This is a genomic window from Enterobacter sp. MF024 (assembly GCF_005843915.1).
Classification (GTDB): domain Bacteria; phylum Pseudomonadota; class Gammaproteobacteria; order Enterobacterales; family Enterobacteriaceae; genus Enterobacter; species Enterobacter barmai.
This window is the reverse complement of the sequence record NZ_VCBB01000006.1, coordinates 41,204-67,594: the sequence shown is the minus strand read 5'-3', so window position 1 is coordinate 67,594 and position 26,391 is coordinate 41,204. Positions and strand designations below refer to the sequence as shown.

Genomic DNA, 26,391 nt, shown 5'->3' with positions numbered 1-26,391 from the left:
TGCTGATATTTATTTCGCTATTCAATCGAGGATGCCATGAAAAAATATGCTCTGGTCGGAACCGGCGGTCGCGCGGGTTTATATATTTCCGCCATCGGTGGCGCCTGGCGGGAAAATGCCAGACTGGTCGCGTTCTGTGATACTAACAAGACGCGCATGCACTACGCCAACCAGTTATTAAAAAACGAAGGGGCGGCGCCGGTTTCCACCTGGCAGGCAACCCAGTTTGAAGAGATGATCCGCGAGACGCGTCCCGATGTGGTTATTGTCACCACCATGGACCGCACCCACGATGATTACATCGTGCGCGCGCTGCACGCCGGATGCGATGTGATCACTGAAAAGCCGATGACCATCGACGAGCAGCGCGCCCTGCGCATTCTCGACGCCATCGAAGAGACCGGCCGCACCGTGCGCGTGGCCTTCAACTACCGCTACGCCCCGCACCACAGCAAAGTGCGCGAACTGCTGATGCAGGGGGTGATTGGCAAGGTGACCTCCGTTCACTTTGAGTGGCTGCTCAACACCGAACACGGCGCGGACTACTTCCGCCGCTGGCACCGGGAAAAACGCAACAGCGGCGGCCTGCTGGTGCATAAATCCACCCACCACTTCGACCTGATGAACTTCTGGCTGGGCAGCTTCCCGGAGCGGGTTTACGCCGAGGGCAGCCTGCAGTTCTACGGCAGGGAGAATGCTGAGCAGCGCGGCGTGACGCAGTTCTACCCGCGCGCCCACGGCTTTGCCGAAGCCAAAGACGATCCTTTTGCGCTGCATATGGCAGAGAACGCCCAGCTTAAGGCGCTCTATCTGGATGCCGAGCATGAAGATAACTACTTCCGCGACCAGAGCGTGTTCAGCGACGGGATCACCATCGAAGACACCCTATCGGTGCTGGTGAAATACCAGAACCAGGTCCAGCTCACCTACTCCCTCAACGCCTATCTGCCGTGGGAAGGGCTGAACGTGGTCTTTAACGGCACCGAAGGGCGACTGGAGATGAAAATCGTTGAGAAGTCCTACGTCAACGCCGGGGGCGAACGGGAAAACGAGGGCAGCCTCGAGCAGTGCGATCTCACCGTCTTCCCGATGTTCGCCGAACCGTGGAAAGCGGAGTTCAGCCTCGGTGAAGGGGGCCACGGCGGCGGCGACAATGCCATGCTGGCCGACCTGTTTGGCACGCCGGGAGAGGATCCGCTCCAGCGCGCGGCCGACCATCGCGCCGGCGCCATGTCCATCCTCACCGGGATTGCGGGCAACATCTCCATGCAGCAGCAGCGTCCGGTGAACTTTAAGGAGTTTGAGCTGGTTTTCCGTCTGACGAAACGTTAAAAGCATGACAAAGGCGCGGCAGAAGGCTGCGCCGTTACTCACCTGTTTACGAATAAAAGTCCCGGAGAAAAATAATGAATAAACTCCTGTCAGGTGTCATCGCATCGCTGTTATTTTCCTGTACCTCTGTCTGGGCGCAGTCGCCCGTTGAATTACGCATGTCGTGGTGGGGTGGCAACAGCCGTCACCAGGCCACATTAAAGGCGCTGGAAGCCTTTGAGAAAGCCCATCCGGAGATCAAAGTGAAGGCCGAATACACCGGCTGGGACGGACATCTTTCGCGCCTGACCACCCAGTTGGCGAGCGGCACCGAGCCGGATGTGATGCAGACCAACTGGCCGTGGCTGATTATCTTTTCCAAAAACGGCGAAGGCTATTACGACCTGGATAAGCTGAAAGCGGAGCTCGATTTAAGTCAGTACCAGGCGCAGGATCTGCAGTCGACCACGGTGAAAGGCAAGCTCAACGGCCTGCCGATTTCGGTCAACGCTCCGGTCTTTTATTATAACGACGTTACCTGGCAGAAAGCCGGGCTGGCGTATCCTAAAACCTGGGACGACTTCTTTGCCGCCGGGAAGATTTTCCGGCAGAAGCTGGGCAACAGCTACTACCCCTACGCCATGGTCGATCAGGATGTCATTCTGCTGCTCAATGCGTACATGATGCAGACCCATCAGAAGCCGATGTTCAACAGCGACGGCACCTTCGCCTGGAACGACGCCCAGTGGGTCGAGGCCTTCGGCTTTGTGAAGCGCCTGAGCGACGACCACATTCTGCCGTCGCCAAAAACCCTCTCCTCCTACGGCAAAGGCAACCTCTATGAAATGAAGCCGTGGATCAACGGCGAGTGGGGCGGCCTGTTCACCTGGAACATCACCATCCGCATGTTTGCTAACAACATGACGCCACCGGCGAAGCTGGTGCTGGGCGACTACGTGATGCAGCCCGGCACGCAGGAGTCCGGGGTGTACTTCAAAACGGCGCAGATGCTGTCGGTGGCGAAATCCACTAAACACCCGAAAGAGGCGGCCATTCTGGTGAACTACCTGCTCAACGATCCGCAGTCGGTGCAGGCTCTGGGGCTGGAGCGCGGCATTCCGCTCAACAAGGCGGCAAAAACGCAGCTAACGGAGAAAGGGGTGATTGACCCGGGCGATCCGGTGATTGCGGGGCTGCGTCAGGCACAGTCGCTGCACACCACGGTCGTCGCCACGCCCTACATCGAAGATTTGCAGGTGATCGACCAGTTCACCTCGGCGCGGGAAAAGCTGGAGCAGGGTCAGCCGCCCGCCCAGGTCGCGGCGGATTTCCGCCAGAAGGTGGAGCGGATTGTGCGCAGACTTAACCGTTAGCGTATTGCCCGGCGGCGCTGCGCTTGCACGGGCCTACGGTTCTGTAGGCCGGGTAAGCGCAGCGCCACCCGGCAATAAAAGTCTCAGAACATCAACCAGCCCACCAATGGCGCCACCAGCACCATCACCACGCCGGAGAGCATCATCACCAGGCTGGCGACAACGCCCTCCTGCTGGCCCAGCTCGTAAGAGCGGGCGGTGCCTGCGCCGTGGGATGCCGCGCCAAATCCGGCCCCTTTCGCCATCCCTTCGCGGATGGAGAGGCGCAGAAAAAGCATGTCCCCTACCGCCATGCCAAACACCCCGGTCACCACCACGAACAGCGCCACCAGATCCGGCTGTCCGCCGAGCGGTTTTGCCGCCGCCAGGGCAAAGGGCGTGGTGACGGAGCGTACCGCCAGGCTGCGCTGGATCTCATCCGACAGGGTAAATAACCGCGCCAGCCAGACGGAGCTGGTGACGGCCACCACCGTGGCGGTGATCACCCCGGCGGAGAGCGACATCCAGTGGCGTTTGATCACCGCGAGATTGTCGTACACCGGCACCGCAAAGGCGATGGTCGCCGGGCCCAGCAGCCACAGCAGCCAGTGCGCTTCACCGATATAGTTCTGCCAGGAGATATGGCCCCACACCAGCATCATCACCAGCAAAATCGGCGTGAAAACCAGCGGCATCAGGGGCAGTTTGCGAAAGCGGCGATAGAGGCGTTTGTTGGCGAAGTAGATCGCCAGCGTCACCACCAGGCAGAGAACGCTGACCTGAAAGTTAGTCATGTTTCTGCCTGCTGATTTCGAAGCGGTACACTTTATCCACCACCCACGCGGTCGCACCCAGCACCATCAGGGTGCTCAGGGCGATCACCGCAAAGATGCGCCAGCCATCCACCATCAGCAGCTGAACGTAATTGACCACCGCCACCACCGCCGGAACGAAAAACAGCAGCATCTCGGCCAGCAGCCAGCGCGAGCCCGCCCGCACCCAGTTGAGAGGAATAACGCGACAGAGGATCAGGCTGAACATCAGCACCATCCCGACCAGATTGGCCGGCAGCGGCAGGTGCAGCCAGCTCACAAGATATTCAGCGAAGACAAACAGACCCGCATAAAGCAGTACCTGAACCGGTACCTGGAGTCGTTGCACGACGGCAGGCGTAACGCGACTTAGCGCCACGGTCATGGGAGATTTCCTCAAAATGAGATGAAGCGCCAGTATAGTCAGCGCCCGTAATTCACTGAAATGAATTAAAATCATCAAAGGTATAGTTTCGAGGAATAGTCATGGACATACGCACGTTGCGTTACTTTGTCGAAGTGGTCCGCCAGCAGAGTTTTACCCGCGCCGCGGAGAAGCTCTTTGTCACCCAGCCCACCATCAGCAAAATGCTAAAAAACCTCGAAGATGAACTGAACTGTACCCTGCTGATCCGCGACGGCCGCAAGCTGCTCTTAACCGACACCGGGCGCGTGGTGTTTGAGCGCGGGCTGGCGATCCTGGCGGAGTTTCGCCAGCTGGAGGCGGAGCTTGGTGACATCAACCATCTGAACAAAGGCGTCCTGCGCCTCGGCATCCCGCCGATGGTGGGCATGATGATGGCCGGGCCCATCAGCCTGTTTCGCCAGCGCTATCCCGGCGTGGAGCTGAAAATTTCTGAATTTGGCGGCTTAACCGTCCAGCAGGCGGTGATCAACGGCGAGCTGGATCTGGCGATGACCGCCCTGCCGGTGGAGGAGGACAGCGGCCTGACCGCCCTGCCGCTGTTCAGCCATCCGCTGTGCGTGCTGGTGTCGCGCTCCGGCAGCTGGCTGAAGCTTGATGCCATCAATCCAGAACTGCTGGCCGAGCATCCTTTGCTGATCTACAACGAAGATTTTGCCCTCAGCCGCCAGCTGATGCAGCTGTTCAACCAGCACGGCGTCAAGCCGCGCATCGCGGTGCGCAGCGGGCAGTGGGATTTTCTGGCGGCGATGGTGCAGGCGGGAGTCGGGATCGCGATATTGCCCCAGCCCATCTGCGAGCGGCTGGATAAAAACACGCTGCGCTGGATCCCGCTGCAGAGCGATCTGCACTGGCAGCTGGGGATGATCTGGCGGGAAGGGGTGTACCTGTCGCACAGCGCCCAGGCATGGTTGAAATGTTGTGAGGGGTTTTGGGCCCCCTCACCCTAGCCCTCTCCCCATAGGGGAGAGGGAAAAAAGCCGCACCGTGCCCGATTATCCCCTCTCCCCTATGGGGAGAGGGTCAGGGTGAGGGGTATTCGCGGCTACTGCTTCTCTATCAGCAGCGCTTCCATCAAATCGAGATCGTGCAGCAGTTTTTGCAGCGTCTCGTTGCTGATCTCCCGGGTGGCGCGCAGGTGGTACAGCTCCGCGCGTTCAGCGCGCAGCGCGGCCAGGCGGAAGCGGCGTTCGAGGTTCTCCTCCTGCAGCGAGCTCTCAACGTCATTGCGGCCATCCGCACGGCGGCGCAGGTTACCAATCACCCGCGAGCTCACCTCTTTCAGCAACTGGGTATCGATGTTCTCTTCGGTATCGGCCGCCAGACGCTCCTCCATCTTCTGAATGGTGACAATCGCCACCTCAGCGGTCGCTGCCCGGGCAATGCGCGCCTCTTTGTGCTGCTGGACGTGGTCGGCCACCTCCATGTGTTGCATCAGGATCGGCAGCATCACCACGCCGACAAACAGCGAGAACAGGATCACCCCCGCCGCCAGGAACACCAGCTCGTAGCGCGCCGGGAAGACGTCGCCGGTCGGCAGCAGCAGCGGAATGGAGAGCACACCCGCCAGGGTGATCGCCCCACGCACACCCGCAAAGGTCGAGATCAACAGCTCGCGCGTGGTCCAGGAGCCAAACTCCATCGGTTTCTTTTTCAGGAAACGCACGCTGAAGTTTTTCATCGTCCACAGCCAGCCGAAGCGCACCAGCATCAGCGCAGCGTAAATCAGCACGATGTCGGCAAACAGCATCCAGGTTTCGACGTTCGGGTCGGCCTCTGCCGCCACCAGCGAGGATTCGAGAATGCCCGGCAGCTGCAGGCCCAACAGCAGGAACACCATGCCGTTAAAGACAAACTCCAGCATCGCCCAGGTGCTGTTGGCGCGCAGGCGCATCGCCAGCGGCGCGGTACGCATCACGCCGGAACGGGTGATGGTCATCCCTGCCGCCACCGCGGCCAGAATGCCCGACACGCCAATATGTTCCGCAATCAGATAAGAGGCGAACGGCAGCAGGAACAGCAGGACAATCTGCGTAGCGGGTTCATCGCCGCCCCAGCGGCTGAGGAAGCGCAGCGAACGGCCGTACAGCCAGCTCACCACAAACCCGGCGAGGATGCCACCGATTGCTACTTTGAAGAACTCGACGGTGGCGCCGCCGACGGTAAAGATCATCGTGCCCATCGCCACGGCGACGGCAAACTTCAGGGCCACCAGGCCGGAGGCGTCGTTCATCAGCGCCTCGCCCTGCAAAATCCCCATGATTTTTTTCGGCATCCGTCCTTCACCGACGATGCCGGACAGCGCCACGGCATCGGTTGGCGACAGCACCGCCGCCAGCGCAAAGGCAGGTATCAGCGGGATACCCGGCACCACCCAGTAGATGAGAAAACCGATCCCCACCACGGTGACAACCACCAGCGCCAGCGCCAGGCCGAAGATCTCGCGCCCGTGTTCGAGAAACTCGCGCGTGGGCGTTTTCCAGCCGTCGGCAAACAGCAAAGGAGGAATAAACAGCACCAGAAACAGTTCCGGATCAAACTCGACATGCAATCCGAACGTCGGCCACGCCAGCAGAGCACCGATGGCAATCTGCATGAGCGGCAGCGGTAGCTGAAAGGGCAGTACGCGGGTGACTACCCCGGAAAGTGAGACCACAAGGGTCATGATGAGTATTGTGAAGAAAATTTCCATGCGTTCCCTGTTTGCGATGATTCGGTTCGTTTAGGCCATGGGCATCTTGCCTTAATGTACCTTTCCCAGAGTAACGCATAAGACAACGAGATGTGTTCTGAAAATAAAAACGGGCGGCCTGAGCCACCCGTCTTTTTATGCAGTTGACAGCTTAGATCGCCCAGCCGCCCGCGTAGAACGCCACCAGCGCGACGGCAATCACCACCGTACCGATGTTCAGCTTGCGCCATTCACCTGAAACCACACGGCCAATCACCAGGGAGGCGAAACCGATCATGATGCCGGTAACGATGTTACAGGTCAGCACGATGAAGACCGCCGTGATCAGGCCAGCCATCGCATCAACGAAGTCGGCAAAATCAATTTTCGCCACGTTGCTCAGCATCAGCAGGCCAACGTACATCAGCGCAGGGGCGGTGGCGTAGGCCGGAACCAGATACGAAAGCGGGGCAAGGAACAGGATCAGCAGGAACAGCACGCCAATGGTGACAGCCGTCAGACCGGTTTTACCGCCTGCCGCTGTACCCGCCGCCGATTCGATATATACCGCCGCCGGGGCTGCACCCACCAGGCCCGAGAAGACGCTGCTCAGGGAGTCGGTGGTCAGCGCTTTGCCGCCATCGATAATCTGACCGTCTTTATCCAGCAGGTTAGCCTGACCGGCTACCGCGCGGATGGTGCCGGTGGCATCGAAGACCGCAGTCATCACCAGCGCCAGCACGCTTGGCAGCACCACCGGATTCAGCGCGCCCATGATATCCAGGCTGCCGATCAGCGATTTGCCGTTTTCATCACTCAGGGAAGGCATCGCGAACACGCCGGAGAAGTGCACGGCAGGATCGAAAATCAGGCCAACAATGGAGACGCCAATGATGGTCAGCAGGATGCCGCCCGGCACTTTCAGTTTTTCCAGACCGATGATCACCGCGAGGCCAATCAGCGACATGATCACCGGGAAGCTGGCGAAATTACCCAGCGCAACCGGCAGACCGTCCAGCGGGTTTTTGATAACCAGGCCCACGCCGTTAGCGGCAATCAGCAGCAGGAACAGGCCGATACCGATCCCCGTTCCGTGCGCAACGCCCTGCGGCAGATTGCGGAGGATCCAGCTGCGGATACCGGTGGCAGAGATGATGGTAAAGAGCACACCCATCAGGAACACGGCGCCCAGCGCAACCGGGACGCTGATCTGCTGGCCCAGCACCAGGCTGAAAGCGGTGAAGGCAGTCAGCGAGATAGCACAGCCGATCGCCAGCGGCAGGTTAGCCCACAGACCCATCACGATAGAGCCGACACCGGCAACCAGACAGGTAGCGACAAAGACTGCCGCCGGTGGGAAACCGGCTTTGCCCAGCATGCCCGGCACGACGATCACCGAGTAGACCATGGCCAGGAAGGTCGTCAGACCGGCAACGATCTCCTGACGTGGGGTACTGCCGCGGGCAGAAATTTTAAAGAAGGCGTCGAGTGAACCGCCGGTACGCGCAGATGGCGTAGACATAGAAAACATCCCCTGAAAATTATAATTGTCGTCTGTCAGCGTGACGGACACTCCACGACCAGCAAAACGTCATATCCATGTGCTGCGTTTATGACAAATAGGGGCGTCATAAAAAAAGCAAACGTTTAGCTTTGCGCTGACAAAACGGGTGTCGAAATGAAGGCAAACGATTATCCAGTCTAAACACGGGCCTTTTCAACTTAACTTTGACGTTTTTCGCCAAATTACGTGCGAGGCGGTGAAGAAGTGAGCAGAGTATGCGCAAACGTTATCGTGAATGCGCAATTTGATAACATTTTCATGGTTCGCCAGGGATTTCGAACGGACCGCCCTGCTGGATCGCCCGCTGCCAGGCGGGACGCATTTCGACGTTTTTCTTCCAGGCTTGCAGGCGAGGCAGATCCTCTATACCGCCACGTTCAAGCAGGGCGAAAACGGGAAAGCTCATCTGCACGTCCGCCATGCTGAGATGCTCCCCGGCGAACCAGCGGTGATCCGCAAGTGAGGACTCCAGAAAACGGGCGTGGGTTTCCAGCTGACGGTTGAGATACGCCTTCTGCACCCCCTGCCCCAGCACCTTGCCAAGCGAACGCAGGCCAAACGGGATGGGCGGTTTACCGAGGCTGGCAAAGACCAGCTTCATCAGCAGCAGCGGCATCAGCGAGCCTTCCGCGTAATGGAGCCAGAAACGGTATTGCAGCTTCAGCTCGCGATCCTGCGGCTTTAACTGAGAACCGTGGTCGTAAGTCTCCTGCAAATATTCGAGGATAGCGCCCGATTCCGCCAGGATCAGGCCGTTGTCCTCCAGCACCGGGGATTTCCCCAGCGGATGGACTTTGCGCAGCGTGGCGGGGGCCATCATGGTTTTATCGCGCTGATAACGAACGATCTGGTAAGGCAGAGAGAGCTCTTCCAGCGCCCAGAGCACGCGCTGCGATCGGGACTGATTGAGGTGGTGGACCGTGATCATCGTTATCTCCAGTTAGATGTACTCACTAACTATAGAAAATTGCACAACCAGGCGAAAAAATTTTGCCGAGATTTTGCGCGATGAAGCTGGAAAACCTGATGCTGCGGCCTAGACTTAAATTGTCAGCACAAACCGGAACCTCCACCAGATGCTCGACTGAGGGGTGTTGATGTCGGGGGAAACCCTCCTGTGAAGCAGCGGGATAGAGAGAAAGACAAAGACCGGGAATAAACTAAAGCGCCCTGTTGTGGCGCTTTAGTTTTTTATGCGCCGGGCTAATCCTCTTCCAGCAGTCGCGCGCCGGTTCCCTGCTCGCCCAGCTTATCCCCCGGGTTACGCAGCGGGCAGTCGCTGCGCGACAGGCATCCGCAGCCGATGCAGCCGTCAAGTTCATCACGCAGCGCCACCAGGGTATGAATGCGCCGGTCCAGTTCATCGCGCCACTGGGAGGACAAGGCTTTCCACTCCTTCGCACTCAGGGTATGTCCCTCCGGCAAAATGCCGAACGCCTCGCCGATGGTCGCCAGCGGAATGCCAATGCGCTGGGCGATCTTAATGATGGCGACATAGCGCAGCACGTCGCGGGTATAGCGCCGCTGGTTGCCGGTGTTGCGGATGCTCTTAATTAACCCTTTGCTTTCATAGAAATGCAGTGCGGAGACCGCCACGCCGCTACGCCTTGCCACCTCGCCCGGGGACAGCAGCGGTTTAATCCGCGGTAATTTCTTTTCCATAAAACCTCTTTACCTCAAGTTAACTTGAGGAATTATACTCGCCCGCAGACAAAACCACGAATCAACCGATACAGGTGTATCCAGAGAGAGGCTACTCTATGTCGCATCAACAAATTATTCAGACACTTATTGAATGGATGGATGACCATATCGATCAACCTTTGAGTATCGATGTGGTGGCTAAGAAGTCGGGTTACTCGAAGTGGTATTTACAGAGAATGTTCCGCGCGGTCATGCACCAGACGCTGGGCGAGTACATTCGTCAGCGCAGATTATTGCTGGCTGCCCAGGCGCTACGCACCACCCAGCGGCCCATTTTTGATATCGCGATGGATTTAGGCTATGTCTCCCAGCAGACCTTCTCCCGCGTCTTCCGCCGCGAGTTTGATCGCACCCCCAGCGACTATCGCCATCAGCTCAACTAGTGGCTATGGGCAAGGGCTGCCGCGACGGGCTGATGTTGCCAGGTCATGAAATCCTGCGGTGACATCGCCCTGGCAAAGTGCCAGCCCTGGCAATACTGCACGCCGCGCTTGTTCAGCCACATTACCTGCTCAACGGTTTCCACCCCTTCCGCGATGGTTTTCAGGCGCAGGCTCTGGGCCATTTCGATAATGTGCTCGACGATGAGATGGCTGGTGCTGTTGGTAGTCAGCGTATCGATAAAGGTCTTGTCGATCTTCAGGATGTCCACGTTCAGCGAATAGAGGTTGTGCAGGTTGGAATAGCCGGTACCAAAATCGTCAATCGCCACTTCATATCCCGCCTGGCGGAAGGCCTGAATCACCGGCGTGGTTTTGGGGACGTCGATAAAACCGCGCTCCGTTACTTCGATCTTAATCTGCTGCGCCCGCACGTTGTAGTGCCGGGCCTTATCGGTGATCATCGCAATCAGGCGTGAAGAGTGGAAGTCCGTCGCCGAGAGGTTAATGGAGATATAGAGATGCGGGTTACAGGCCAGGAAATGGCCCAGGTCGTTGAACACTTCTTCTACGACGTAGTCGGTGATGCGTTCACTCATCCCCTCTTTCTCTGCCAGCGGAATAAACTCTACCGGACTCATTACCGGGCCGTTAAACCCCGGCCAGCGTAACAGCGCTTCTGCCCCTACACACTCATTGGTTTTGATGTCGATAATCGGCTGGTAATGCAGACAAAGCTGTCTCTTATTTAGTGCCCGATGCAATAAGCGACCCGGCGAATTAAATTCGCGTCGCGTTCGCGACCACATCAGTAAAATAATAATGCTGCTGATCATCCCCAGCGGCAGAGTTAATGTTGCCTGATGATAAAGCACTTCATAAAAGCGCTGACTGGTGGTGGAAACAATCGCGGCAATCGGACGTTTGTCCGAGCGAACGATGGTGTAAAAGCGGCCTTCGTTCTGGAAAATAGCGTCATTATCACCAGTCAGCTTTTTTAATTCATTTTCATTGGCCTGTTCGCTGATAGAGAAAAAATCGTTATTCACCGTGTCAAATACGCCCCATGCCAGGGAACGGTCTGATGACATCACTTCGCTATAGGTCAGGGGATTAACCACCACCACATAATTACCGACCTGCATATAGGTCATTTTATATCCCGCGTAAAACGGCGTATCGCGATAATAATAGATAGAGACGTCAGGCGCGCGTTGGTAATTGGCAGCAGAAATTATATAGGGGTTTTCAGGGGTGCTGGTCGTTGAACAGAGAAACTCTTTACCCTGGGCATACAGCAGGTCGGCAATGTAGAGTCGTCCACGGACAACATTTAACATATATTGCCGGTGTTCCGGTGTGCAAATATCACCCGAGTATTTTTCCGCCTCATGACGGGCCAGTTCAACCTGCTGAATAACCAGTTCAGTTTTGTCTAAAGCAAGGGCAGCAAATGAGCGAAGTTGACTGCTTGTTTCGTTGACCGCGCGTTGCTGAGCAAACCATAGCGCAAGCATCACAGGTAGCAAAACTACCATGATAACCCCGACTATCTTCAGCACCTTGTCCCGTGCGTTACGATTCATTTCCGCCCTATTATCCCTGCTTTTTATGTGCCTGTAGTCATGAAGGCCGGATGCTTTGCTAAACAGGTGATTACGTTGCATGAATCATGCGAAGTTAGCAACTGACTTTTAACGCCAATAACCTAATATTTAGTTATGCCGATAATATTTGTCCGTAAGCCAAACTGAAAGTATTCGTTTCGTCTTTATTCAGGAAAATAATTATCGGACGACAAAGCCAGGCTCCCGGATTACTCAACAGAACGTTGTTGATTAAGGCAAACTACCGGGAGAGTGAAAGAAGCGCAACTTCATCATGAAATTTTGTGCTATTTATCCCGTGAGCCTCATTAAAGTGATTTATAAATAATCAACCGCGACGATAGTTTTTCCTCTTCCGCCGCGCTTGGCATCGTAAAGTGCCTTATCTGCGCTAATGAGTAGCGATGAGGTATCGCGAGGTTTTCCGCACACCTCCACCACGCCGGCGCTGAAAGAGAGGGTTAAGGATCGGCTGCCGACTTTAAGCGGCGTAAGCGAGAGCGCCTTGCGCAGCGCTATTGAGAGCTGCACCGCCGCGTCGCTGCGGGTTTTGGGCAGCAGCAGTAGAAACTCCTCGCCGCCAACCCGACCCAACGCCGAGCCCGGCGGCATCAGCGCCCGCAGGCAGTCGCAAAAATGGACCAGCGCGGCATCGCCCACCAGATGGCCCCACTTGTCGTTAATCTGTTTGAAGAAATCCAGGTCGAGCATCATAACGGAGAAGTGGCTGTCGGCCTCCTCGCGTCGGCAGGCCTCCAGCGCCGCGCCAATCTGCTGCAGGATGGCAAAGCGGTTCAGGCAGCGCGTCAGATCGTCGGTGGTGGCCTTCATATGCAGCTGCTGCTCCGCTTTCTTACGCGCGGTAATATCGAGCCCGATATTAAGGATGGAGCCGTCCGGCAGGGAGATGTTCGACCAGAGGATCGTCAGCTGCACGCCGTCCCTTCGCACCGGGTGCCATTCGTACATGTCGTTCAGGGGCGTGGTATTGACCGACTCGCGCACCCGGCGGCGCACCTCAGGGTCAGGATAAAAGAGCGCCAGCGGATCGGTATGGGCGTTGATTTCCGCCATCGTCCAGCCAAATACCTTTTCGCACTCGGCATTCCATAATACGCAGCGGCTGTGCCGGTCAAACGAGTTCATCAGCACCGGTGCCCGTTCAAACAGCGTTTTATACTGGGTGATCACTCGCTGCATCTCTTTGGCCGTGCGCTCGCGGGCAACGAGACCGGTCAGATAGTCCTTCAGCTTTTCAACCAGAATTACCACCACCTCTTTCAGCACGGTGATGCTCTCTTGCGGTTGCGTAAAACCCAGGAAGAAGTAGCCATTGCACGGGTCATGTTGCGGGGACAATTTATACAGCACGCCGCACTGTAATTGCGTATGTCCCGGATGCGAGGGAGGGAATATCAGCGTGCCTGAATTTTCTTTCCAGCAGATTACCCGCCACGCCTGGTGATGACGCTGCAATAACGTGCTGGCGAGAAAGGCTTTAATTTCCGTTGGATAACAGGTTAATTCACCAGTACTGACAAACTGCTGCTGGCCTGCTTCATCCTCCATCATTACCCAACTGAGCTGGGCGCCAAAGGTATGATTAATCGTCTGCAGGAGATCCATTAAGGTCCGCTGCGACGATAGTTTTGGCATTAATTTAGCTAATGCGTGCAGGGCCCGTGCACTGTCATTTATATTCTCTCGATTTGCTTGCTTCATCGTTTTATTCGTAGCTCGTTAACGAGATAAAAAATGTCGCAACGAATAAATCAGGGGTGCAGGGTAATTCAGTCAGCATCAATTAATGCGGCTGTAGGCCTGTCGAATAAGAACGCGTGTGTAAAATTAAAAGTACAGAAAAATAATAACCAGTTAAAACCTGATTTATTTATTACGGGCAAATTAAGTAACCGGATGAAGCATAATCTATAGCCCTGAGGCTGTAAATATTGTACATCGCCCCGTGGCCTGTACATGTTTTCTTATCTCAATGAATTATCAATGAAGTTATCGCGACTGCGGCACTTAGCAGACTAAAGATATATTCTTCGGCGATATATCCACAATTATCGAGTGGTTAAAAAACGCTTTTTTCGTGCGTTTGCCCACTGGCGAATAAAAGAACAAGTGTGATATAGTTCACACATTCCTATGTAACACAAAACATCGTTTCATTTTGATGAATCTGAGCTTGCCGATAGCCAGTTTGCCATGTCCGGGCAACGTCGCGCTATACCCGGCGGCGGTTATCTTTGAGGATCGTTTTATGGCAGCTATTACCACCGGTGTTGTCCTGGCACGCTGGGAGTTGTTGAGCGCGGTGCTGATGTTTCTGGCCAGCACGCTGAACATTCAGTTTAAAAAATCAGATTACGCGGCGCTGGCGGTGATCAGCACCTGTCTGGGGCTGGCGGCGGCATGCTGGTTTGCCACCGGCCTGCTGGGCATTACCCTGCTGGATATGGCTGCGGTCTGGAATAACGTCAAAACGATCATGGTAGAGGCGATGAGCCACACCCCGCCGGACTGGCCGATGATGTACACCTGATGCCTGCGGGCATTTACGCTGAATATAAAAAACCCAGACGCTTGTCTGGGTTTTTTGTTTTTGCGAATCGCAGGTTCTGGCGATCAGAACGGGATATCGTCGTCGAAATCCATTGGCGGTTCGTTGGACTGCGCTGGCGCAGACGGCTGCTGCGGACGAGACTGCGCGCCGCCGCTGAACTGGTTGCCGCCCTGTGGCTGCTGAGGCTGACCCCAACCGCCCTGCTGCTGCTGGCCGCCACCTGCCGGTGCGCCGCCGCCCTGACGGCCACCCAGCATCTGCATGGTGCCGCCGACGTTGACCACCACTTCGGTGGTGTATTTTTCTGCGCCGGACTGATCGGTCCATTTACGGGTACGCAGCTGGCCTTCGATATAGACCTGAGAACCTTTACGCAGATACTCACCGGCCACCTCGGCCAGTTTGCCAAACAGCACAACGCGGTGCCATTCGGTCTGCTCTTTCATCTCACCGGTCGCTTTATCACGCCAGGATTCGGAAGTAGCCAGCGTAATGTTGGCCACTGCACCACCACTCGGCATATAGCGCACTTCCGGGTCCTGGCCCAGATTACCGACGAGAATCACCTTGTTTACGCCTCTGCTGGCCATGATCGTGTCTCCTGAAAACATTTCTGAATAGTGTAAGCGCGCGAGTGTACCATTTCCACGTGGTCTTCCGATAGTTGCGGAGCATCTTCCAGAGTTCTCACGAACTGTACATTGTTGCACACTTAATCAGAGTTTGCATTCCAATACTGTATATCCAGCCAGTTCAATTTGTGTCATAATTAGCCGTTTCTGCCGGTTGTCCTTCAAACAAACCAGGCATTCCGTGTATCTACCTACCGGGAAAGGTGAATGGATAAGATCGAAGTTCGGGGCGCCCGCACCCACAATCTCAAGAATATCAACCTCGTCATCCCTCGCGACAAACTGATCGTCGTGACCGGGCTGTCAGGCTCAGGCAAATCTTCTCTGGCTTTCGACACGCTGTATGCCGAAGGACAGCGTCGTTACGTTGAATCGCTCTCTGCTTATGCGCGTCAGTTCCTGTCGCTGATGGAAAAACCGGACGTCGACCATATCGAAGGGTTGTCGCCGGCTATCTCTATTGAGCAGAAGTCGACCTCCCATAACCCGCGCTCCACCGTCGGTACCATCACCGAAATCCATGACTACCTGCGTCTGCTCTATGCCCGCGTAGGTGAGCCGCGCTGCCCGGACCACGACGTCCCGCTGGCGGCGCAGACCGTCAGCCAGATGGTGGATAACGTGCTGGCGCAGCCGGAAGGCCGACGCCTGATGCTGCTGGCGCCAATCATTAAAGAGCGTAAGGGCGAGCACACCAAAACGCTGGAGAACCTGGCAAGCCAGGGTTATATCCGCGCCCGTATCGACGGCGAAGTGTGCGATCTCTCCGATCCGCCGAAGCTGGAGCTGCAAAAGAAACACACTATCGAGGTGGTGATCGACCGCTTCAAGGTGCGTGACGACATGACCCAGCGCCTGGCGGAGTCTTTCGAAACCGCGCTGGATCTCTCCGGCGGTACGGCGGTAGTCGCCGATATGGACGACCCGAAAGCGGAAGAGCTGCTCTTCTCCGCCAACTTCGCCTGCCCGATTTGCGGCTACAGCATGCGCGAGCTGGAACCACGTCTGTTCTCGTTCAACAACCCGGCGGGCGCCTGCCCGACCTGTGATGGCCTGGGCGTGCAGCAGTACTTCGATCCTGACCGGGTGATCCAGAACCCGGAACTGTCTCTGGCTGGCGGCGCGATCCGCGGCTGGGATAAGCGTAACTTCTACTATTTCCAGATGCTGAAGTCGCTGGCGGAACACTATAAGTTCGACGTCGAAGCGCCGTGGGGCAGCCTGAGCCCAACCGTGCACAAAGTGATCCTGTCCGGTTCCGGCAAAGAGAACATCGAGTTCAAATACATGAACGATCGCGGCGATACGTCGGTGCGCCGTCATCCGTTCGAAGGCGTGCTGCACAACATGGAGCGTCGTTACAAAGAGACGGAATCCAGCGCGGTGCGTGAAGAGCTGGCGAAGTTCATCAGCAACCGCTCCTGCGCCACCTGTGACGGCACCCGCCTGCGTCGCGAAGCGCGTCACGTGTATGTTGAAAACACGCCGCTGCCGACCATCTCAGACATGAGCATCGGCCACGCGATGGATTTCTTCAACAACCTGAAGCTCTCCGGCCAGCGGGCGAAAATCGCCGAGAAAGTGCTGAAAGAGATCGGCGATCGCCTCAAGTTCCTGGTCAACGTTGGCCTGAACTACCTGACGCTTTCCCGCTCCGCAGAAACGCTCTCCGGCGGCGAAGCCCAGCGTATCCGTCTGGCGAGCCAGATTGGTGCGGGTCTGGTGGGCGTCATGTACGTGCTGGATGAACCCTCTATCGGTCTGCACCAGCGCGACAACGAGCGCCTGCTCGGGACGCTGATCCACCTGCGTAACCTCGGCAACACCGTGATTGTGGTTGAGCACGATGAAGACGCCATCCGCGCGGCAGACCACGTGATCGACATCGGTCCGGGCGCTGGCGTCCATGGTGGTGAGGTGGTGGCGGAAGGGCCTCTGGACGCCATTATGGCGGTACCGGAATCCCTGACCGGCCAGTACATGAGCGGCAAGCGCAAGATTGAAGTGCCGAAACAGCGTGTCCCTGCCGATCCGGAAAAAGTGCTGAAACTGACCGGCGCGCGCGGCAACAACCTGAAAGACGTCACGCTCACCCTGCCGGTCGGCCTGTTCACCTGCATTACCGGGGTGTCGGGTTCCGGTAAATCAACGCTGATTAACGACACCCTGTTCCCGATTGCGCAGACTCAGTTGAACGGCGCAACCCTGGCTGAACCGGCGCCGTATCGCGAGATCCACGGCCTGGAGCATTTCGACAAGGTGATCGATATCGATCAGAGCCCGATTGGTCGCACCCCGCGCTCCAACCCGGCCACCTATACCGGCGTGTTTACGCCAGTACGTGAACTCTTCGCCGGCGTGCCGGAATCGCGTTCACGCGGCTATACGCCGGGCCGCTTCAGCTTTAACGTGCGCGGCGGACGCTGTGAAGCCTGTCAGGGCGATGGGGTGATCAAAGTTGAGATGCACTTCCTGCCGGATATCTACGTGCCGTGCGACCAGTGCAAAGGCAAGCGCTATAACCGCGAAACGCTGGAGATTAAGTACAAAGGCAAGACCATTCACGAAGTGCTGGATATGACCATCGAAGAAGCACGCGAGTTCTTTGATGCCGTCCCGGCGCTGGCGCGTAAGCTCCAGACCCTGATGGATGTCGGTCTGACCTACATTCGTCTGGGTCAGTCGGCGACCACGCTGTCGGGCGGGGAGGCGCAGCGTGTGAAGCTGGCGCGTGAGCTCTCCAAACGCGGCACCGGTCAGACGCTGTACATTCTCGATGAACCGACCACCGGTCTGCACTTTGCCGATATCCAGCAGCTGCTTGACGTACTGCACCAGCTGCGCGATCAGGGCAACACCATCGTGGTGATTGAGCATAACCTGGACGTGATTAAAACCGCGGACTGGATTGTCGATCTCGGCCCGGAAGGCGGCAGCGGTGGCGGCGAAATCCTGGTTTCCGGCACCCCGGAAACCGTCGCGGAGTGCGAAGCCTCGCACACCGCCCGCTTCCTTAAACCCCTTCTGAAGTAGTTACACTGACAGCTGCTGCCGGGTCATCTCCGGCAGCAGTTCCACCGCCTGCTTGTAAGACGCATCCACCAGATAATAAATCTGCGAATCCGGAATCGACCCGTCCAGATAGACCGTGCTCCAGTGCGCTTTATTCAGGTGCTTGCTGGGACGCACGTCGTTGTGCTGCTGGCGCAGCAGATCCGCCAGTTCAGGGCTGGTTTTTAGCGAGGCCGCCGGACGCCCCTCCACATCTTTCACCATCGCAAACAGCACATCTGCGACCTTAATCTGGGTGGCCTTCCAGTCGCTGTGCACGCTTTGCTCCGCACCTGGCTTGTTCATGCAGTACTGAAGTATCTCCGAAATTGTCATCATTATTCCCCTTGTAGCGTGGCGATGATTTTGCGCGACCCGCCGTGGATACGATGTTCTCCCAGCCAGATCCCCTGCCAGGTGCCGAGCTGCACGCGCCCGTGATTCACCGGCAGCAGCAAAGAGACGCCCAGCATGGAGGATTTAATGTGGGAAGGCATGTCGTCTGGCCCCTCGTCATCATGTTCCCAGCGGGCATTATCGGGAACGGATTTGAGAAAATGCTGTTCCATATCGGAACGGACGGTAGGATCGCAATTCTCGTTAAGCGTGAGAGAGGCTGACGTGTGTTGCAGCAACAGATGCAGTAAACCGACGTTGATGCGGGGAAGATCGCGGATCTGTCCAATAACCTCGTCCGTCACCAGATGAAAACCGCGAGACCTGGCGCGCAGGGTCAGGGTTTGCTGATACCACATGTGCTGCTCCGTTTTGCAGGATAATCCTTCTAAGTGTGCAGCAATACGACGAAAGGTAAAACCCGTAGCGGGTAAATCTGCTTAAAAAGTGTTCTTTCCTGCACCAAACAGGCATTCAGTATTCTGAATTAACGATCACCTCTTCCCCAAACGCCCCCGCCTGCGGCAGCGGTTTATACGTTGAGTTGGAGGCGCGCAGCACCCGAATACCTCTGGCCCCGGCTTCGCGGGCGGCAGTAATGTCGCTATCCGCATCGCCGTAGTAAATCTTGATCTGTTTCTGTTCGATCCACGGGGTTTTGTTATTCTTGCCGGACTTCTCCCCGGCAAAAATCACCGGATTCATCTGCGCCGCAGGGATCAGAAAAGCCTGCTGCAGGGTTTTGGTGAGGGTTTCGGTTTTAGTGGGATGACGCCCGGTAATAAACCAGATGTTGTCGCCGCGCTTCAGATGAAGGGCAATCAGCGCCCGGGCAACCTCTTTGGGAATGCTGAACTCATCCCAGCCGTTGTTCATCTGCTGCCAGAAGGCCGGGTTTTTCAGGTAATCCTCGCTATCCGGTGACCAGGTTTTTTTACCCCGCCAGAAGCCGGGGCTGGAGAACAACACGGTGTCATCAATATCAAACCCCACCGACATGGGCGGGCGGCCCGTCAGGCTGTTCTCAATTTGCGCGATGGAAACCCAATGAATGGGGGCCTGCTCAGCCAGTCGGGCAACGGTCGTGCCGGGATATAACGGTGGAGGTGAAGAGGGACGAGCCGCGACCGGATGACTGAGCGAGAGCAATAAGCAGGCAGCGCTGAGCGCCAGTGTGATCTTGCGCATATTTTCCCCTGAATATTCAAACCGTTATTTTATTTTGAATGGATGGTCAAAACCTCATCGAAAATAACCGCTGAGGGAGGGGAATGAAAGAAGAATTTTTATCTAAGCTGCAATAAAAGAGGAGTATAACAACGCGCGGTTTGACCCATTACAGCCTCCTTCACTGAAGGAAGGAGGCCGTGAGTAAGTGCTTACATTACAGCAGCAAAGGCCTTCGCCACGCGCTGAACGTTGCTGCTGTTCAGGCCGGCAACGCACATACGCCCGCTGGCTATCAGATAGACGCCAAACTCCTCGCGCAGGCGATCCACCTGCTGCGCGCTGAAGCCGGTATAGCTGAACATGCCGCGCTGCTGCAGCAGGTAGTCGAAATTGTGCCCCGGAACGGCGTCCTTCAGCACATCCACCAGCGTCTGACGCATGGCCAGAATGCGGGTACGCATCGCTTCCACCTCTGCCAGCCACTCGGCTTTGAGTTCGTCATCGCCCAGTACGGTCGCCACCACCTGCGCACCAAAGTTTGGCGGGCTGGAGTAGATGCGGCGGACGGTGGCTTTCAGCTGGCCCAGCACGCGCCCGGCGGCTTCCTGATCTTCACAGACCACGGACAGGCCACCGACACGTTCGCCGTACAGCGAGAAAATTTTGGAGAAGGAGTTGCTGACCAGCGCCGGCAGGCCTGCGCTGGCGATGGCGCGAATGGCGTAGGCATCCTCTTCCATCCCGGCGCCAAAGCCCTGATAGGCGATGTCGAGGAACGGGATCAGGTTGCGGGCTTTCAGCACCTCGATAACCGCATCCCACTGATCGTTAGTCAGATCGGCCCCGGTCGGGTTATGGCAGCACGGGTGCAGCAGCACAATGCTGCGCTCCGGCAGGGTGTTCAGTTTTTCCAGCAGCGCGGCCACGCGCACGCCGTTGGTCTGGTCGTCGAACCACGGATAGGTGTTCACCGTAAAACCTGCGCCTTCAAAGATGGCAACATGGTTTTCCCAGGTCGGATCGCTTACCCAGACGCCGGATTCCGGAAAATACTTGTGCAGGAAGTCGGCACCGACTTTCAGCGCACCGGAACCGCCCAGGGTCTGGATAGTGGCGACACGCTTCTGTGCCAGCACCGGATGGTCTGCACCAAACAGCAGCGGGGCAATGGTGTGACGGTAGCTGTTAAGCCCTTCCATCGGCAGATAGAGCGACGCGCCGTGCGGCGTGGCGTTCAGACGCGCTTCGGCTTTGGCCACCGCCTGCAGCTGCGGAATAATGCCCGCTTCGTTGTAGTAAAGACCGATGCTGAGGTTAACTTTATCGCTGCGCGGATCTTCTTTGAAACGCTCCATTAAGGAGAGGATGGGGTCGCCAGCATAGGCGTCGACTTTCTGGAACACGCGATGGTTCTCCGGATAATAATGAGGCAGGGAATTCAACAATAAACCGGAAGCGGCAGAAGATCGAGAGGATGTTAAGGAAGATGGGGTGTGGGCGACAGAACCTGCGGTGCGGTCTGTTTCCCCTCACCCTGACCCTCCCCCCACAGGGGAGAGGGAACATAGCCATCAGTCGAGATAGTGCATCGCGACCCGCGACGTCAGTCGCGTGATAAGTTCGTAAGCACTTACTTTTGTGATTTCTGCGATCCGCTCGACGGGTAAACCTTCGCCCCACAGGGTCACCGGATCGCCCGCTTTCTCCTGCGCCTCTGGCCCGAGGTCAACGCAGATCATGTCCATCGCCACGCGCCCAACGATGGTAACTTCACGGCCATTCACCAGTACCGGGGTACCGGATGGCGCCGCGCGCGGGTAGCCGTCGCCGTAGCCCATCGCCACCACGCCCAGACGGGTGTCGCGCTCGCTGCTCCAGGTTCCGCCGTAGCCGACCGGTTCCCCGGCTTTATGCTCGCGCACCGCAATCAGGCTGGAGGTGAGCGACATCACTGGCTGAAAACCGAAATCAGGCCCCCAGGGTTTCCCCTCCAGCGGCGAGACGCCATAGAGAATAATGCCCGGACGCGCCCAGTCGAAATGGGACTGCGGCCAGAGCAAAATGCCGCCGGATGCCGCGATAGAGCGCATCCCCGGCTTGCCTTCGCAGAAGGTGTTGAAGATATCGAGCTGCTGCTCGGTGGCCCCGCATTCGGGCTCATCGGCGCGGGCAAAATGGCTGACGATATTGACCGGCTGGCGAACGTTTTTGCACTGGCTCAAGCGCTGATAAAACGCCTCAGCCTGCTCCGGGCGCACGCCCAGACGGTGCATGCCGGTGTCGAGCTTCATCCACACGGTAACGGGCTCGCTGAGCGCGGCGTTTTCCAGCGCCTCGAGCTGCTCCATATTGTGCACGGCGGTATGCAGCTGTTGCGCTGCAATGGTCGGCAGATCGGCGGCATTAAAGAAGCCTTCGAGCAGCAGGATCGGCTGGGTGATTCCCCCTTCGCGCAGGCGCAGGGCTTCTTCGAGACGGGCGACGCCAAAGGCGTCGGCATCGGGGAGCGTTCGCGCGGTCTCGATGAGACCGTGTCCGTAAGCGTTCGCTTTCACGACTGCAACCAGTTTGCTGGCGGGAGCCAGTTCACGCAGGCGTTGCAGGTTGTGACGCAGAGCGCGGCGGTTAATGACTACAGTTGCCGCTTGCATTGCAATTCCTTGTTAAAAGAATGTCAGAGAGTTATTCGTCGTCGTACTGCGGGCCCGCATAATTATCAAAGCGCGACCACTGTCCGTTAAAGGTCAGACGCACCGTACCGATTGGGCCGTTACGCTGCTTACCGATAATAATTTCCGCGATACCTTTCAGGTCGCTGTTCTCGTGATAAACCTCGTCACGGTAGATGAACATGATCAAGTCGGCATCCTGCTCGATGGAGCCGGATTCACGCAGGTCGGAGTTGACCGGACGCTTGTCGGCGCGCTGTTCCAGGGAGCGGTTAAGCTGCGACAGTGCCACGACCGGTACCTGCAGCTCTTTCGCCAGCGCTTTCAGCGAGCGGGAGATTTCGGCGATCTCCAGCGTACGGTTGTCAGAGAGTGACGGGACGCGCATCAGCTGAAGGTAGTCGATCATGATAAGGCCAATGCCGCCATGTTCACGGGCAATACGGCGCGCGCGGGAGCGCACTTCCGTTGGCGTCAGGCCGGAGGAGTCATCGATATAGATGTTCCGTTTTTCCAGCAGAATGCCCATGGTGCCGGAGATCCGCGCCCAGTCTTCGTCGTCCAGCTGGCCGGTACGGATCCGGGTCTGGTCCACGCGCGACAGCGAGGCCAGAGAACGCATCATGATCTGCTCGGAGGGCATCTCCAGACTAAAGATGAGAACCGGTTTATCCTGCAACATCGCCGCGTTTTCGACGAGGTTCATCGCAAATGTCGTTTTACCCATCGACGGACGCGCGGCGACGATAATCAGGTCCGACGGCTGCAAGCCGGCGGTCTTTTTATTCAGATCGTCATAGCCGGTGTTAACCCCGGTCACGCCGTCGTGCGGTTGCTGGAAAAGCTGCTCAATACGCGAGACGGTGGCGTCCAGCACTTCGGCGATGTTTTTCGGCCCTTCGTCCTTATTGGCACGGCTTTCGGCGATTTTAAACACCCGGGACTCGGCCAGGTCGAGCAGTTCATCGCTGTTTCGGCCCTGGGGATCGAAACCGGCTTCGGCGATTTCGTTGGCAACGGAGATCATGTCGCGCACGACCGCACGTTCGCGCACGATATCGGCATAGGCGCTGATGTTCGCCGCACTTGGCGTGTTTTTCGACAGCTCAGCCAGATAGGCAAAACCGCCGACTGATTCAAGCTGTCCCTGACGCTCCAGCGATTCCGCGAGCGTGATCAGGTCGATGGGGCTGCCGGATTCCTGCAGTCGCGCCATTTCGGTAAAGATATGGCGGTGCGGACGGGTATAGAAATCGTCGGTGACCACGCGCTCGGCGACGTCGTCCCAGCGCTCATTATCCAGCATTAAACCGCCCAACACCGACTGTTCCGCTTCAATCGAGTGCGGCGGGACCTTTAACCCGGCTAACTGCGGATCGCGTTCGCGGGGTTCAGTCTGTTTGTTGAAGGGTTTGTTTCCTGCCATAGTGAATGGAGTTACCGAGATAGAGAGTGGGTCGAAAGATTACCATATTTTCTAATTCTAATGGAGGGAGCATGGCAACGCGTATTGAATTTCATAAGCACGGCGGCCCGGACGTTCTCAGGGCAGTAGAGTTCACGCCTGCCGCGCCTGGTGAGAACGAAATCCAGGTCGAAAACAAAGCCATTGGTATTAACTATATCGACACCTACATCCGCAGCGGGCTCTATCCGCCCCCTGCTCTGCCAAGCGGTCTGGGCACCGAGGCGGCGGGCGTGGTGGTTAAAGTCGGCAGCGCGGTAAAACATATTAAAGAGGGCGATCGCGTGGTGTATGCGCAATCGGCTCTCGGGGCCTACAGCTCCGTTCACAACGTCCCGGCAGACAAAGCCGCGATCCTCCCCGGCGCCATCTCGTATGAGCAGGCTGCTGCCTCCTTCCTGAAGGGGCTGACGGTCTTCTACCTGCTGCGCAAAACCTATGAGATCAAACCTGACGAACAGTTCCTGTTCCACGCCGCCGCCGGTGGTGTGGGCCTCATCGCCTGCCAGTGGGCAAAAGCGCTGGGGGCAAAACTGATCGGTACGGTCGGCAATGCGCAAAAGGCCCAGCGGGCGCTGCAGGCGGGTGCCTGGCAGGTGATTAACTACCGCGAAGAGAGCATTGTCGAACGCGTGAAAGAGATCACCGGCGGCAAGAAGGTGCGCGTGGTGTATGACTCGGTGGGGAAAGACACCTGGGAAGCCTCGCTGGACTGTCTGCAACGCCGCGGGCTGATGGTCAGCTTCGGCAACGCCTCCGGCCCGGTGACCGGGGTGAACCTGGGCATTCTGAACCAGAAGGGTTCGCTGTTCGCCACCCGCCCTTCGCTGCAGGGCTACATCACCAACCACGACGAACTGGTTGAGGCCAGCAACGAGCTGTTCTCGCTGATTGCCAGCGGGGTAATTAAGGTGGATGTGGCAGAGGCGCAGAAGTATCCGCTGAGTGATGCGCAACGCGCGCATGAAGTGCTGGAGAGCCGGGCGACGCAGGGGTCGAGTTTACTGATCCCCTAATAAGAAATTGGGCTTCCCGTGGGAAGCCCTTTTCTTTTTCTTTTCTTTTTTTGTTCGGCTGTATGTAGGGTACAGCTCGATGAATTCTTTAACGGCGGTCATAGTGACAGATTCGATAACTAAATCCTATTCTGTTCTAAGGAATGCTGCCGTAAAAGTTGCAAGGATGTGACGAACCGCTCAATACCTTAGTAACGAAAACGGTTATTGCGCTGATAGCGTGGGAGTTTTGGCGATTTAATCGCCCGTATCGCCCACACTACCGCCACTGCCAGCAGCAACCACGGCAACAGTTTCAGCATCAGGGCAAACAATCCCCCGATAAACATCACCACGGTGGCGACCACCAGTGCGGCAATGATCCCTAACAGCGAGACGCCGGTTGCCAACAGCATGACAAAAAATCCAATCACAAAAAGTAGTTCCAGCATGGCTCTCTCCCCAAATGCATCACAACGTTACGCTGCTATGGCCATTACAAGATCCATGCCAAAAATAAGATATTGATATGAAAGCAAAACGCCCGGCGATGCGGCGCCGGGCGTGGTGAATTTGACCAGGTTTTAGTGAAAATTATCGCTTGTCTGCCACCAGACGCAGCGCCTGCTCCAGCACCTCGATATCGGCACCCGCTTTATGGGCATTTTCACTCAGGTAACGTCGCCACTGGCGCGCGCCCGGTATACCCTGGAACAGGCCCAGCATATGGCGGGTGATATGGCCCAGATAGGTTCCGTTGCTCAGCTCGCGCTCGATGTAAGGGTACATCGCCCGTACCACCGCCACCGGATCGCGATCGGCAACATCCATACCAAAGATTTCACGGTCCACCGCCGCCAGCACGCCCGGATTCTGGTACGCCTCACGGCCCACCATCACGCCATCCATATGCTGCAGGTGCGCTTTTGCCTCTTCCAGCGACTTGATGCCGCCGTTGATGGACATCGTCAGCTGCGGGAAATCACGCTTCAGCTGATAGACGCGGGGGTAGTCCAGAGGCGGGATCTCACGGTTCTCTTTCGGGCTCAGGCCAGAGAGCCAGGCTTTACGGGCATGAATGATAAACATCTCGCACTCGCCCTTGCCGGCCACCGTGCCGATGAAATCACAGAGAAACTCGTAGCTGTCCTGGTCGTCGATACCGATACGGGTTTTGACCGTCACCGGAATGGAGACCACGTCGCGCATCGCTTTCACGCAGTCGGCCACCAGCTGCGCATTGCCCATCAGGCAGGCGCCAAACATGCCGTTCTGCACGCGGTCGGAAGGACAGCCGACGTTGAGGTTGATCTCGTCGTAACCCCGCTCCTCTGCCAGCTTCGCGCAGTGCGCCAGCGCGGCCGGATCGCTGCCGCCCAGCTGCAACGCCACCGGATGCTCCTCTTCGCTGTAGGCGAGATAGTCGCCCTTGCCATGAATAATTGCCCCGGTGGTCACCATCTCGGTATAGAGCAGGGTGTGGCGCGACAGCTGGCGCAGGAAGTAGCGGCAATGTCTGTCTGTCCAGTCGAGCATCGGCGCGATGGAAAAACGGTGGGCTGGGTAGATGGACGAGTTTTCTGACGACATGGCGAAGTTTTAAGCATCTGGTGAAA

Annotated in this window: 24 protein-coding genes; 7 read left to right on the top strand and 17 right to left on the bottom strand. The window is 57.2% G+C overall.

The annotated features are described in order from the left end of the window. Positions 1–36 precede the first annotated feature (36 nt). Both FFB58_RS12420 and FFB58_RS12415 read left to right on the top strand, forming a co-directional pair. On the top strand, positions 37–1,332 hold the full coding sequence (locus FFB58_RS12420) for a Gfo/Idh/MocA family oxidoreductase (RefSeq protein ID WP_138370035.1): 1,296 nt from the start codon (positions 37–39) through the stop codon (positions 1,330–1,332). Positions 1,333–1,403: 71 nt separating this feature from the next. After that, complete coding sequence (locus tag FFB58_RS12415; RefSeq protein ID WP_286172735.1) at positions 1,404–2,684, top strand: ABC transporter substrate-binding protein; 1,281 nt, start codon at positions 1,404–1,406, stop codon at positions 2,682–2,684. A gap of 83 nt (positions 2,685–2,767) precedes the next feature. Here the strand turns inward: FFB58_RS12415 and FFB58_RS12410 are convergent, their stop codons facing one another. Both FFB58_RS12410 and FFB58_RS12405 read right to left on the bottom strand, forming a co-directional pair. Continuing rightward, positions 2,768–3,457 (bottom strand): LrgB family protein, encoded by a 690-nt coding sequence (locus FFB58_RS12410; RefSeq protein ID WP_039031958.1) that lies wholly within the window; start codon positions 3,455–3,457, stop codon positions 2,768–2,770. Next, positions 3,450–3,860, bottom strand: a complete 411-nt coding sequence (locus FFB58_RS12405) for a CidA/LrgA family protein (RefSeq protein WP_138370033.1) — start codon at positions 3,858–3,860, stop codon at positions 3,450–3,452. The genes FFB58_RS12410 and FFB58_RS12405 overlap by 8 nt, the downstream gene beginning before the upstream one ends. Positions 3,861–3,961: 101 nt before the next feature. On the opposite strand from FFB58_RS12405, the gene FFB58_RS12400 reads away from it, so the two are divergent. Further along, positions 3,962–4,849 carry a LysR family transcriptional regulator gene (locus FFB58_RS12400; protein ID WP_138370032.1) on the top strand — a complete coding sequence of 296 codons (888 nt, stop codon included), beginning with the start codon at positions 3,962–3,964 and terminating at the stop codon, positions 4,847–4,849. Positions 4,850–4,944: 95 nt separating this feature from the next. On the opposite strand, the gene FFB58_RS12395 is transcribed toward FFB58_RS12400, so the two are convergent. The 4 genes from FFB58_RS12395 to soxR all read right to left on the bottom strand — a co-directional run bounded on the left by FFB58_RS12395 (position 4,945) and on the right by soxR (position 9,796). After that, entirely contained in the window at positions 4,945–6,591 is a 1,647-nt protein-coding gene (locus FFB58_RS12395; RefSeq protein ID WP_039031955.1) for a Na+/H+ antiporter, read from the bottom strand. Between the two features lie 151 nt (positions 6,592–6,742). Continuing rightward, positions 6,743–8,092, bottom strand: a complete 1,350-nt coding sequence (ghxP, locus tag FFB58_RS12390; protein WP_039031954.1) for a guanine/hypoxanthine transporter GhxP — start codon at positions 8,090–8,092, stop codon at positions 6,743–6,745. Between the two features lie 298 nt (positions 8,093–8,390). Continuing rightward, positions 8,391–9,062, bottom strand: a complete 672-nt coding sequence (locus tag FFB58_RS12385; protein ID WP_138370031.1) for a glutathione S-transferase — start codon at positions 9,060–9,062, stop codon at positions 8,391–8,393. Positions 9,063–9,337: 275 nt separating this feature from the next. Beyond that, positions 9,338–9,796 carry a redox-sensitive transcriptional activator SoxR gene (gene soxR / locus FFB58_RS12380; RefSeq protein ID WP_039031952.1) on the bottom strand — a complete coding sequence of 153 codons (459 nt, stop codon included), beginning with the start codon at positions 9,794–9,796 and terminating at the stop codon, positions 9,338–9,340. A 98-nt stretch (positions 9,797–9,894) separates the two neighbouring features. Between soxR and soxS the strand changes: the two genes are divergently transcribed. After that, complete coding sequence (gene soxS, locus FFB58_RS12375; RefSeq protein WP_039031951.1) at positions 9,895–10,221, top strand: superoxide response transcriptional regulator SoxS; 327 nt, start codon at positions 9,895–9,897, stop codon at positions 10,219–10,221. Here soxS and FFB58_RS12370 read toward each other — a convergent pair. Both FFB58_RS12370 and FFB58_RS12365 read right to left on the bottom strand, forming a co-directional pair. Next, positions 10,218–11,804, bottom strand: coding sequence for an EAL domain-containing protein (locus FFB58_RS12370; RefSeq protein WP_039031950.1), 1,587 nt, complete (start codon positions 11,802–11,804; stop codon positions 10,218–10,220). The two genes, soxS and FFB58_RS12370, sit on opposite strands and share 4 nt — an antisense overlap. A gap of 339 nt (positions 11,805–12,143) precedes the next feature. Next, on the bottom strand, positions 12,144–13,547 hold the full coding sequence (locus FFB58_RS12365) for a sensor domain-containing diguanylate cyclase (RefSeq protein WP_039031949.1): 1,404 nt from the start codon (positions 13,545–13,547) through the stop codon (positions 12,144–12,146). Between the two features lie 547 nt (positions 13,548–14,094). Here FFB58_RS12365 and FFB58_RS12360 point away from each other — a divergent pair. Beyond that, the gene (locus FFB58_RS12360; protein ID WP_039031948.1) at positions 14,095–14,376 is read left to right on the top strand and encodes a YjcB family protein; all 282 of its coding nucleotides are present in this window, start codon (positions 14,095–14,097) and stop codon (positions 14,374–14,376) included. Between the two features lie 83 nt (positions 14,377–14,459). Here the strand turns inward: FFB58_RS12360 and ssb1 are convergent, their stop codons facing one another. Further along, complete coding sequence (gene ssb1 / locus FFB58_RS12355; protein ID WP_039031947.1) at positions 14,460–14,987, bottom strand: single-stranded DNA-binding protein SSB1; 528 nt, start codon at positions 14,985–14,987, stop codon at positions 14,460–14,462. Between the two features lie 249 nt (positions 14,988–15,236). On the opposite strand from ssb1, the gene uvrA reads away from it, so the two are divergent. Then, positions 15,237–18,062: an excinuclease ABC subunit UvrA gene (uvrA, locus tag FFB58_RS12350; protein WP_138370030.1), complete on the top strand. Its 2,826-nt coding sequence runs from the start codon at positions 15,237–15,239 to the stop codon at positions 18,060–18,062. Here the strand turns inward: uvrA and FFB58_RS12345 are convergent, their stop codons facing one another. The 6 genes from FFB58_RS12345 to dnaB form a co-directional block, all read right to left on the bottom strand. Continuing rightward, positions 18,063–18,416 (bottom strand): MmcQ/YjbR family DNA-binding protein, encoded by a 354-nt coding sequence (locus FFB58_RS12345; protein ID WP_039031945.1) that lies wholly within the window; start codon positions 18,414–18,416, stop codon positions 18,063–18,065. Between the two features lie 2 nt (positions 18,417–18,418). Then, complete coding sequence (locus tag FFB58_RS12340) at positions 18,419–18,835, bottom strand: secondary thiamine-phosphate synthase enzyme YjbQ (protein WP_138370029.1); 417 nt, start codon at positions 18,833–18,835, stop codon at positions 18,419–18,421. A gap of 115 nt (positions 18,836–18,950) precedes the next feature. Beyond that, positions 18,951–19,664, bottom strand: a complete 714-nt coding sequence (gene aphA, locus FFB58_RS12335; protein WP_039031943.1) for an acid phosphatase AphA — start codon at positions 19,662–19,664, stop codon at positions 18,951–18,953. Between the two features lie 191 nt (positions 19,665–19,855). Next, positions 19,856–21,049, bottom strand: coding sequence for an aromatic amino acid transaminase (tyrB, locus tag FFB58_RS12330; protein WP_138370028.1), 1,194 nt, complete (start codon positions 21,047–21,049; stop codon positions 19,856–19,858). Positions 21,050–21,217: 168 nt separating this feature from the next. After that, positions 21,218–22,297 carry an alanine racemase gene (gene alr / locus FFB58_RS12325; protein ID WP_138370027.1) on the bottom strand — a complete coding sequence of 360 codons (1,080 nt, stop codon included), beginning with the start codon at positions 22,295–22,297 and terminating at the stop codon, positions 21,218–21,220. A gap of 31 nt (positions 22,298–22,328) precedes the next feature. Further along, entirely contained in the window at positions 22,329–23,741 is a 1,413-nt protein-coding gene (gene dnaB, locus FFB58_RS12320; protein ID WP_032615986.1) for a replicative DNA helicase, read from the bottom strand. A gap of 71 nt (positions 23,742–23,812) precedes the next feature. On the opposite strand from dnaB, the gene FFB58_RS12315 reads away from it, so the two are divergent. Then, complete coding sequence (locus FFB58_RS12315; protein WP_138370026.1) at positions 23,813–24,796, top strand: quinone oxidoreductase; 984 nt, start codon at positions 23,813–23,815, stop codon at positions 24,794–24,796. Positions 24,797–24,984: 188 nt separating this feature from the next. On the opposite strand, the gene pspG is transcribed toward FFB58_RS12315, so the two are convergent. Together pspG and dusA are read right to left on the bottom strand one after the other, a co-directional pair. Beyond that, positions 24,985–25,227: an envelope stress response protein PspG gene (pspG, locus tag FFB58_RS12310; protein ID WP_039031939.1), complete on the bottom strand. Its 243-nt coding sequence runs from the start codon at positions 25,225–25,227 to the stop codon at positions 24,985–24,987. A 142-nt stretch (positions 25,228–25,369) separates the two neighbouring features. Further along, the gene (gene dusA, locus FFB58_RS12305) at positions 25,370–26,365 is read right to left on the bottom strand and encodes a tRNA dihydrouridine(20/20a) synthase DusA (protein ID WP_039031938.1); all 996 of its coding nucleotides are present in this window, start codon (positions 26,363–26,365) and stop codon (positions 25,370–25,372) included. Between the last annotated feature and the right edge of the window lie 26 nt (positions 26,366–26,391).

Coding starts and splice junctions, on each gene's coding strand:
- FFB58_RS12420 (WP_138370035.1), top strand. CDS start 37: ATGAAAAAATATGCTCTGGTCGGAACCGGCGGTCGCGCGGGTTTATAT.
- FFB58_RS12410 (WP_039031958.1), bottom strand. CDS start 3,457: ATGACTAACTTTCAGGTCAGCGTTCTCTGCCTGGTGGTGACGCTGGCG.
- FFB58_RS12405 (WP_138370033.1), bottom strand. CDS start 3,860: ATGACCGTGGCGCTAAGTCGCGTTACGCCTGCCGTCGTGCAACGACTC.
- FFB58_RS12400 (WP_138370032.1), top strand. CDS start 3,962: ATGGACATACGCACGTTGCGTTACTTTGTCGAAGTGGTCCGCCAGCAG.
- FFB58_RS12395 (WP_039031955.1), bottom strand. CDS start 6,591: ATGGAAATTTTCTTCACAATACTCATCATGACCCTTGTGGTCTCACTT.
- ghxP (WP_039031954.1), bottom strand. CDS start 8,092: ATGTCTACGCCATCTGCGCGTACCGGCGGTTCACTCGACGCCTTCTTT.
- FFB58_RS12385 (WP_138370031.1), bottom strand. CDS start 9,062: ATGATCACGGTCCACCACCTCAATCAGTCCCGATCGCAGCGCGTGCTC.
- soxR (WP_039031952.1), bottom strand. CDS start 9,796: ATGGAAAAGAAATTACCGCGGATTAAACCGCTGCTGTCCCCGGGCGAG.
- soxS (WP_039031951.1), top strand. CDS start 9,895: ATGTCGCATCAACAAATTATTCAGACACTTATTGAATGGATGGATGAC.
- FFB58_RS12370 (WP_039031950.1), bottom strand. CDS start 11,804: ATGAATCGTAACGCACGGGACAAGGTGCTGAAGATAGTCGGGGTTATC.
- FFB58_RS12365 (WP_039031949.1), bottom strand. CDS start 13,547: ATGAAGCAAGCAAATCGAGAGAATATAAATGACAGTGCACGGGCCCTG.
- FFB58_RS12360 (WP_039031948.1), top strand. CDS start 14,095: ATGGCAGCTATTACCACCGGTGTTGTCCTGGCACGCTGGGAGTTGTTG.
- ssb1 (WP_039031947.1), bottom strand. CDS start 14,987: ATGGCCAGCAGAGGCGTAAACAAGGTGATTCTCGTCGGTAATCTGGGC.
- uvrA (WP_138370030.1), top strand. CDS start 15,237: ATGGATAAGATCGAAGTTCGGGGCGCCCGCACCCACAATCTCAAGAAT.
- FFB58_RS12345 (WP_039031945.1), bottom strand. CDS start 18,416: ATGACAATTTCGGAGATACTTCAGTACTGCATGAACAAGCCAGGTGCG.
- FFB58_RS12340 (WP_138370029.1), bottom strand. CDS start 18,835: ATGTGGTATCAGCAAACCCTGACCCTGCGCGCCAGGTCTCGCGGTTTT.
- aphA (WP_039031943.1), bottom strand. CDS start 19,664: ATGCGCAAGATCACACTGGCGCTCAGCGCTGCCTGCTTATTGCTCTCG.
- alr (WP_138370027.1), bottom strand. CDS start 22,297: ATGCAAGCGGCAACTGTAGTCATTAACCGCCGCGCTCTGCGTCACAAC.
- dnaB (WP_032615986.1), bottom strand. CDS start 23,741: ATGGCAGGAAACAAACCCTTCAACAAACAGACTGAACCCCGCGAACGC.
- FFB58_RS12315 (WP_138370026.1), top strand. CDS start 23,813: ATGGCAACGCGTATTGAATTTCATAAGCACGGCGGCCCGGACGTTCTC.
- pspG (WP_039031939.1), bottom strand. CDS start 25,227: ATGCTGGAACTACTTTTTGTGATTGGATTTTTTGTCATGCTGTTGGCA.
- dusA (WP_039031938.1), bottom strand. CDS start 26,365: ATGTCGTCAGAAAACTCGTCCATCTACCCAGCCCACCGTTTTTCCATC.